The organism is Patescibacteria group bacterium, assembly GCA_024654625.1.
In the GTDB taxonomy this organism is placed as follows: domain Bacteria; phylum Patescibacteriota; class Minisyncoccia.
On the sequence record JANLHB010000025.1, the window covers coordinates 21,407 to 28,227 of the forward strand.

The window sequence follows — 6,821 nt, forward strand, 5'->3', positions numbered from 1 at the left end:
GCCATGGACCATTGGGTCGGGAATTGATATCTTCAATCTACCTCCCCTTCCATTTAGAATTAAAAAAACAAAAAAACTTCTCTTCTTCTACCCTAATTATAAACATGATTTTACATTTGTCAATATGCCAATTTTGTATTATAATCAGCTTTAATGAGAGATGTAGTTCAAAAAGAAAATAAAGTCTTAAGGGAGAAGGCCAGAGAGCTTAAGCCTGAAGAGATAAAGAGTGATAAGATCAAAAAACTCTTAAAACGAATGTCTGAGACGCTTATAGATTATGATGAGGGAGTAGCTCTTGCCGCCCCCCAGGTAGCCGAATCCTTGCGCATATTTATAGTTTCAGGGAGGTTTTTTAATCTGGATATGAAGCTTAAAGACGAAGAAGAAGCCGATCAACCTAAAACCAAGGATATAGTCTTCATCAACCCCAAGATAACGAAAATGTCCAAGAGGCAGAGTATCATACCGGAAGGATGCCTAAGCGTAGAAAGTGTGCAAGGTGAAATAAAACGCTCCGACAAAGTTACAGTGGAAGCGCTTGATGAAAACGGCAAAAAATTCACCAGAGGGGCATCAGGTCTCTTAGCGCAAATAATCCAGCACGAAGTGGACCATCTAAATGGCATACTCTTTATAGATTCCGCAAAAAACTTAAAGAAAATAGATTATGGCAAATAAACTTAAAATAGCCTTCTTAGGCTCCCCTCTTTTTGCCGTAAAAATACTTGAAGAACTGAAAAAGGAAGACTTAACACCTTCCCTTATTATAACTGCGCGAGATAAACCAAAAGGGAGAAAACTCACCCTCACTCCATCTCCTGTAAAAATATGGGCGAATAAAGAAAAGATACCAACCCTTCAACCTGCCAGACTAAATGAAATATACGACAACCTGAAGAAAGAAAATTGGGACATTTTCATACTTGCAGCTTTCGGTAAAATTATACCTAAGGAAATTATTGAAATACCTAAACACGGGATATTAAACGTCCATCCGTCCATCCTCCCTAAATACCGCGGACCCTCTCCTATCCAGTCAGCCATACTTGCCGGCGATAAAGATTTTGGTGTCACGATAATGCTTCTTGATGAAGAACTTGATCATGGACCGATACTTGCCGCCAGTCATTTGCCACTTGCCACCAATATTGATTATGAGGAATTAGAGAACGCACTTGCTGAATTGGGAGGCAAACTTTTAGCCGAAAGTATCCTTCTTTGGATAGAAGGAAAAATCAAAGCGACGCCGCAAAAGCATGAGAAAGCAACCTATACTGAGAAAATAAAAAAAGAAGATGCGCTTATCAATTGGAATAATCCTGTTGAAATAAATTATAGAAAAATAAGAGCTTTCTATCCGCGACCGGGAGCTTATTTCTTCTTAATTAAAGATAATAAGCCATTTCGTATTATAGTGACAAAAGTATCGCTTACCGACGGCAAACTACGACTAGAGAAAATTAAACCCGAAGGGAAAAAAGAAATGCTATTTAATGATTTTATAAAAGGAAATCCTGAACTAAAATCACAAATCCCCGACTATATAATATAAATCGGGGATTTGTTTGCTTAATTCATCGCGATTAAAATAATATCTTCAAGAGCGGAAAGAGAGGAAAAAGTACTGTTGGTAATAATATTGTTTGGTCACTTGGCGACGTATACGCTCCATCGCTAGGCGGAAGAAAATACGACCTATTATCGTCAGATGAAGGAGGATACGAGCCTTCATTGGTAGGAGTAATATAAGAACCTTCTGTAGCTGTTGGATATGAATAATTGCTAGGCGGGGTAAAATTACCGGTAGACGGAACATATGGATTATTAAAAGCGGGATCGTGTAAATACGTACCCGGCTCAGCATAAGGAGTAAAATCACCTTGTGGATATGCAAAACCCGCATCAGGCGGCTTTACATAACCACCTTCCGTATTCGGGGAGATGAAACCGCTAGAGGGTATAAATCCTTCAAATTTTCCAGGTATAGGGAATTCCATATCAGGACGAAATTCTCCATTACCGGGAAAGTTATAGTTATTAGGCGGAGGAAATCCTCCTTCAAAGCTTTGCGGTGGATTAAATCCATTTTGTAAGTCATTCCTGAATTCAGGTGGTAACGGCATATGTTCAAAATCGCCACGGAACTGCTCGAAATGTCTAAATCGCTCTTCAAAATTTTTTTCAAATTCAGGAGATGGTCCGAATTTACTAAAATCACTATTTGACTTAAAGTTTTCATCTTGAGGGATAAACCTTCGCGTAGGACTGAAATTTTCATTAGGACGCCCGAACTCCGTCCCTTGAGGCCTGGATCTTTCGATTTCAACAAATTGCATTAATACATCTTTAGCTTTATCCGTATCCACAAATCCGACATTAACTGCAAAAGCGGCGCATTCCTCAAGATGAGTTGTGTCTGAACAATAATTTCGACACTCTTCTTCCCCACGGCAGTCCCCTGGACCGCCCTTAGCTTCTAAATTATTTTTAATATCTTTAAATTTTTCTATTCTATGAATCTCTTCCTTTGGAAGTAAATTATGCTCTTTAGCAAAATTGAAACACTCATCGCCATGCGCCGGGTCGTTGCAATATTTTTCACACTCTCTACCGCGACATCCGCCAGGACCCTCTATTGTCATTAGCTTCTTAAACTTTTCAGCATCTTCTGTTTTCATCAATTTATGTTCAACCGCATACGCCATACATGTATCATTATTCTGAATGTCGCTACAAAACTTATCACATTCACCAAAAGTAGAACATCCTCCCGGTCCGCCGATTGTCCCTATAAGCTCCTCTGCTTTCTTCTTATCAAATTCTTCTGGTTCTTTTGGCCCTTTTAGATGCGCAGGACTTAAGCCCTTCTGAGGTGTAAATTTTTTATCTTTATCCTTCATAAATTCAAGCATACTATCCGCTTCTTCCTCGGATATAAAGCCTTCTTTCACGGCATGTAAAACACACTCTTTCCCATGTTCTGGCGTACGGCAATAATTATCACATTCACGAGCATTCTTACATCCTCCTGGACCAGTTTTTTCTGCAATGACCTTAACTTTCTGTGCCTCTTTAGGGACTATCAAACCTTGCTTCTCTGCAAAAGCGGTGCAAGCGCCAATGTTTACAGCGTCATCACAATATGTTTTGCATTCACCCATAGATCCACAGTTACCAAGCTCGGCAATAGGAAATTGAATATCAAAAAGATTGGCCTGGGCTTGGATAGAAGTGAAAAAAGAAAAAATAGTAACCAAAAAAATAAATATTGTACAAAGAAATAATATTTTTTTTAACATAATTTAAATAAAGTAAAGAATCAAAAACTTAATTAGCAAAAGGGTTAGCCGTTGCTTCTCCAAATGGATTTGTATATCCGCCCTCGAAAGGATTGACCGCATCCCCAAAAGGATTAATTTGCTCAAGGATTTTATCTTGAGCAGCCTTTGCCGCTTCTTCAGCGGCCTTCTCTTGCTCTGCTAATAAATCTGCCATTCCTCTTTCTACCCCGCTTTTTACGCCTGTTGTATTGCCGTAATAATATCCGGCACCTAAGCCAATCGCCAAAGCGACGAGCCCGATTAAAATTATATTCTTCATATTTTAATTATACTACCATTAATATAACACGCCAAAATAGTTATCCCCAGTATAAAAATATATTTTTTGCTATTATACAATGAATGATATTTTCTTCACACATAATTACAGCGACGGCCGTTGCAATGCCTCTTGCGGCCGGGCCGATTACTCCAACCAAAGCCTTAGTCATATTTTTAGCGGCTTTTTGCAGTCATTATCTCTTAGACTTAATTCCTCATTGGGATTATAAACTGGTGTCAATTAAAACCTGTTGTCAAAAAGAAAAAAATGGCTGTATTGAAAGAATCAAAATAAAAACAGATCTTATAAAAATAACTTTTGACGGACTTTTAGGAGTATTCGTGTCATTTATATTGATAAACTTAAGCCCCCTAGACGGTCATGATAAGATTATTACCCTCTTTACGATAGCTCCGGCGGCTATTCTGCCTGACATAATAGAGGTGATAAACATATTTTTTAAAAAACAGCCCGTTGCCTTCTTGCATAAAATACATTTATTTTTCCATAGGAAAAATATTTTTATGGGCGAACCTTTCAAAGGCGCGCTTCTCCAGATAGTGGTACTACTATTGATAGTCTCGCTCTCGCTTATTCTTTGATAAAAGGAACGAAAGCAAAGCCGGGGAATTCTTCCTTTTCAAAACTGCCGTCCTCCTTCTTTTTATATCGCCAAAGGCTTGACTCAATAGGCGCGACGATTGAACCGTAAACCTTTAATTGATTCTCCCATTCTTTTGGTATTTCATCTGTTGAGGCAGCGGCAATTATTTTTTCATATGGAGCTTCAGACGGGAAACCTTTTGCCGCGTTTAAACAATGAACATCAACTATGCCCTTTTTAATGAAATTATATTTAAAAATATTTTTCCTGCCCATCGCCTCAAGTTCAGGGATGAGTTCTATGGAAATTATCTTTCCTTTTTTATCTGCCGGCAATTCTTCTCCAATATCATTATGACTCACAATAAACGCCAAGAGCGCGGTTTGCCAGCCCGAACCTGACCCTATATCAAGTATTTTATCTCCGGGCTTAGGATCCAAAAGCTCCAACATAAAAGCCACTGTTAACGGCTGAGAAATAGTCTGACCGAAGCCAATAGGCAGAGGGGCGTCCACATAAGCCTCAAACTTTAATTCCTCCGGTACAAAATCCGCTCTATCAATATGCCGGAAAGCATTAATAATTCTCGGTGTCTTTAAGAACCCTTCGCTTACCAAATCTTCAATAAGCTTATTCATATTATCATTATTATAACGCAAGTGGCTTTTCTCTTGCAAAACTCAAAATGTTAAACACCGGGTGTTTAACATTTTTTAATTATTCTCTGTATTCTCTATTTTTCTAATCCCTGCTCCAAGTTTTAAAAGCCGGCCACAAAGATCCTCATGTCCGCGTTCAATTGAATAGATGTTTGAAAGAAGCGACCTGCCTTTGGCGCCGAGAATTGCCGCTAAAATTATAGTGGAAGGACGAAGAGCCGGCGGGCATACCATATCTGTAGCAGTAAGCTTAGACGGTCCTTCTATAAACACGCGATGAGGGTCCGCTAAAGTAACCCTTGCTCCAAGCCTACTGAGCTCCAAAAGATACACCGCTCGATTTTCATATGTCCAATCATGAATCAATGTCTCCCCTTTTGACTTCATGGCAATAACAGCAAAAAACGGCAGATTGTCTATATTGATACCCGGATATGGCATTGCGGAGATTTTTTCTTCAGGCGCATTAAGTTTAGAAGGGAGCGTTCTTATGTCTACAAGACGAGTATAACCGTTTCTGGCTTTATATTCTCTCAAAATTTTGAATTGAAAACCCATCTTTTTAAGTTTTAAAAGTTCAAGCTCGAGAAAATCTATCGGGCATCTTTCTATGGTTATTGACGACATGGTTGTAATTGAAATAGAGATAAAGAGCATGGCCTCAATAGGATCTTCAGACAAAGCATAAGAAATTTCTTTGCTTATTTTTTTCTTGCCATATACGGCGAGAGTGCTTGTGCCTACTCCCTCTATCTTTACTCCGAGTTTTTTTAAAAAGAAACACAAATCCTGTACCTGATAATTTGCTGAAGCAAACCTTATGACAGTCTTTCCGGGAGCTAAAGATGCTATCATTATGGCATTTTCAGTAACAGTATCGCCTGCTTCATACAAAATCAAATTTGAAACAGGAGAAATCTTTTCGCTCTTAAAAATATAGCCTGATGGCGAAATTTTAGTTTTCATTCCAAATTCTTCTAAAGTATAGATATGAGGCATTATTGATCTTTTGCCCAATTTACACCCGCCTGAAGCGGGTAAAGAAAACTTAGAAAAACTATTAGCTAAAGCGCCGGCAAAAAGAATAATGCTTCGCGTCATTCCAGCAGCCTCTTTGTCTATATTATTTATTCCTATTTTCTTTGGAGGAATAATCTCAACAGCATGCCCGCCGTATTGCGTTTTTTTGTTATCAAGCCAATTCACTTTCACTCCTATGCTCTTCAGCACCTCTATTATTCTAAAAACCTCCTCAATTTTTGGAAGGTTTTCTATTGTAGTTTTCTTCTCATTTAAAAGAGAAGCTATCAATATGGCGACAGCGCCGTTTTTTGACGGATTCACCATAACAGAACCGCTTAGACGCTTTCCGCCGCTAACAAGATAATCGGCCATCTGATAAATTAGTTTATTTTTTATAAAAACCCTTAAATATGCCTTTAATTCTTCTGGCACCTTCGCGTAATCTTGCAATCTGCCTGCCATGCGCTTTATTTATTTCTCTTTGCATCTCATCATGAACTTTATCAATAGCTGCATATAAATCTTCCCCCTCAGCTTCTGCGCGGAGAGAATAATTAGGCAACTTCATCTGAATCTCCGCCCTAAAAATATCTCCTTGCTCATGATGCCTAGTGGTCCTTCCAACTTCAACCCAAGCCTGCACCTCAGCGTCTATTTTCACAGAACCTGCAAACTTCTCAAGTGACTCAACTTTCTTAGTGGCATAAAGAGAAATAGCGGGAGTTAACTCTATATTTGTCGCTTTTATATTTATATTCATAATAGTTATATAGATACTTATTAATTGTAATATTTATATTATACAGCAAAAATAAAAGCTGTTCAATACTATGTACGCGTCCACCACATATGAGACTCTTTGGCTGGTAATGTCATAACAATATACCTTAAAGGAGAAATCATGCCAAGCGATTCATGCGGTCTTTTTG

The 6,821-nt window shown here is 38.5% G+C and carries 8 protein-coding genes; 3 read left to right on the forward strand and 5 right to left on the reverse strand.

What is annotated here, in order from left to right; translation table 11 throughout:
* Nucleotides 1-153 precede the first annotated feature (153 nt).
* Both def and fmt read left to right on the forward strand, forming a co-directional pair.
* Nucleotides 154-681 carry a peptide deformylase gene (gene def, locus NUV40_03000; protein MCR4342844.1) on the forward strand — a complete coding sequence of 176 codons (528 nt, stop codon included), beginning with the start codon at nt 154-156 and terminating at the stop codon, nt 679-681.
* Complete coding sequence (fmt, locus tag NUV40_03005) at nt 671-1,555, forward strand: methionyl-tRNA formyltransferase (GenBank protein MCR4342845.1); 885 nt, start codon at nt 671-673, stop codon at nt 1,553-1,555. Before def ends, fmt begins: the two co-directional genes overlap by 11 nt.
* A gap of 31 nt (nt 1,556-1,586) precedes the next feature.
* Here the strand turns inward: fmt and NUV40_03010 are convergent, their stop codons facing one another.
* The gene (locus tag NUV40_03010; protein ID MCR4342846.1) at nt 1,587-3,302 is read right to left on the reverse strand and encodes a hypothetical protein; all 1,716 of its coding nucleotides are present in this window, start codon (nt 3,300-3,302) and stop codon (nt 1,587-1,589) included.
* 28 nt (nt 3,303-3,330) lie between these two features.
* Complete coding sequence (locus NUV40_03015) at nt 3,331-3,603, reverse strand: hypothetical protein (protein ID MCR4342847.1); 273 nt, start codon at nt 3,601-3,603, stop codon at nt 3,331-3,333.
* Nucleotides 3,604-3,686: 83 nt separating this feature from the next.
* Here NUV40_03015 and NUV40_03020 point away from each other — a divergent pair, with 83 nt between their 5' ends.
* Entirely contained in the window at nt 3,687-4,208 is a 522-nt protein-coding gene (locus tag NUV40_03020; GenBank protein MCR4342848.1) for a hypothetical protein, read from the forward strand.
* Here NUV40_03020 and NUV40_03025 read toward each other — a convergent pair.
* The 3 genes from NUV40_03025 to raiA form a co-directional block, all read right to left on the reverse strand.
* Nucleotides 4,198-4,848, reverse strand: a complete 651-nt coding sequence (locus NUV40_03025) for a protein-L-isoaspartate O-methyltransferase (protein MCR4342849.1) — start codon at nt 4,846-4,848, stop codon at nt 4,198-4,200. The two genes, NUV40_03020 and NUV40_03025, sit on opposite strands and share 11 nt — an antisense overlap.
* A gap of 75 nt (nt 4,849-4,923) precedes the next feature.
* The gene (locus NUV40_03030; GenBank protein ID MCR4342850.1) at nt 4,924-6,354 is read right to left on the reverse strand and encodes a UDP-N-acetylglucosamine 1-carboxyvinyltransferase; all 1,431 of its coding nucleotides are present in this window, start codon (nt 6,352-6,354) and stop codon (nt 4,924-4,926) included.
* A complete protein-coding gene (gene raiA / locus NUV40_03035; GenBank protein ID MCR4342851.1) occupies nt 6,278-6,652 on the reverse strand; it encodes a ribosome-associated translation inhibitor RaiA in 375 nt (124 codons plus the stop codon). The genes NUV40_03030 and raiA overlap by 77 nt, the downstream gene beginning before the upstream one ends.
* Between the last annotated feature and the right edge of the window lie 169 nt (nt 6,653-6,821).

Coding starts and splice junctions, on each gene's coding strand:
- NUV40_03030 (MCR4342850.1), bottom strand. CDS start 6,354: ATGGCAGGCAGATTGCAAGATTACGCGAAGGTGCCAGAAGAATTAAAG.
- fmt (MCR4342845.1), top strand. CDS start 671: ATGGCAAATAAACTTAAAATAGCCTTCTTAGGCTCCCCTCTTTTTGCC.
- NUV40_03025 (MCR4342849.1), bottom strand. CDS start 4,848: ATGAATAAGCTTATTGAAGATTTGGTAAGCGAAGGGTTCTTAAAGACA.
- def (MCR4342844.1), top strand. CDS start 154: ATGAGAGATGTAGTTCAAAAAGAAAATAAAGTCTTAAGGGAGAAGGCC.
- NUV40_03010 (MCR4342846.1), bottom strand. CDS start 3,302: ATGTTAAAAAAAATATTATTTCTTTGTACAATATTTATTTTTTTGGTT.
- raiA (MCR4342851.1), bottom strand. CDS start 6,652: ATGAATATAAATATAAAAGCGACAAATATAGAGTTAACTCCCGCTATT.
- NUV40_03020 (MCR4342848.1), top strand. CDS start 3,687: ATGATATTTTCTTCACACATAATTACAGCGACGGCCGTTGCAATGCCT.
- NUV40_03015 (MCR4342847.1), bottom strand. CDS start 3,603: ATGAAGAATATAATTTTAATCGGGCTCGTCGCTTTGGCGATTGGCTTA.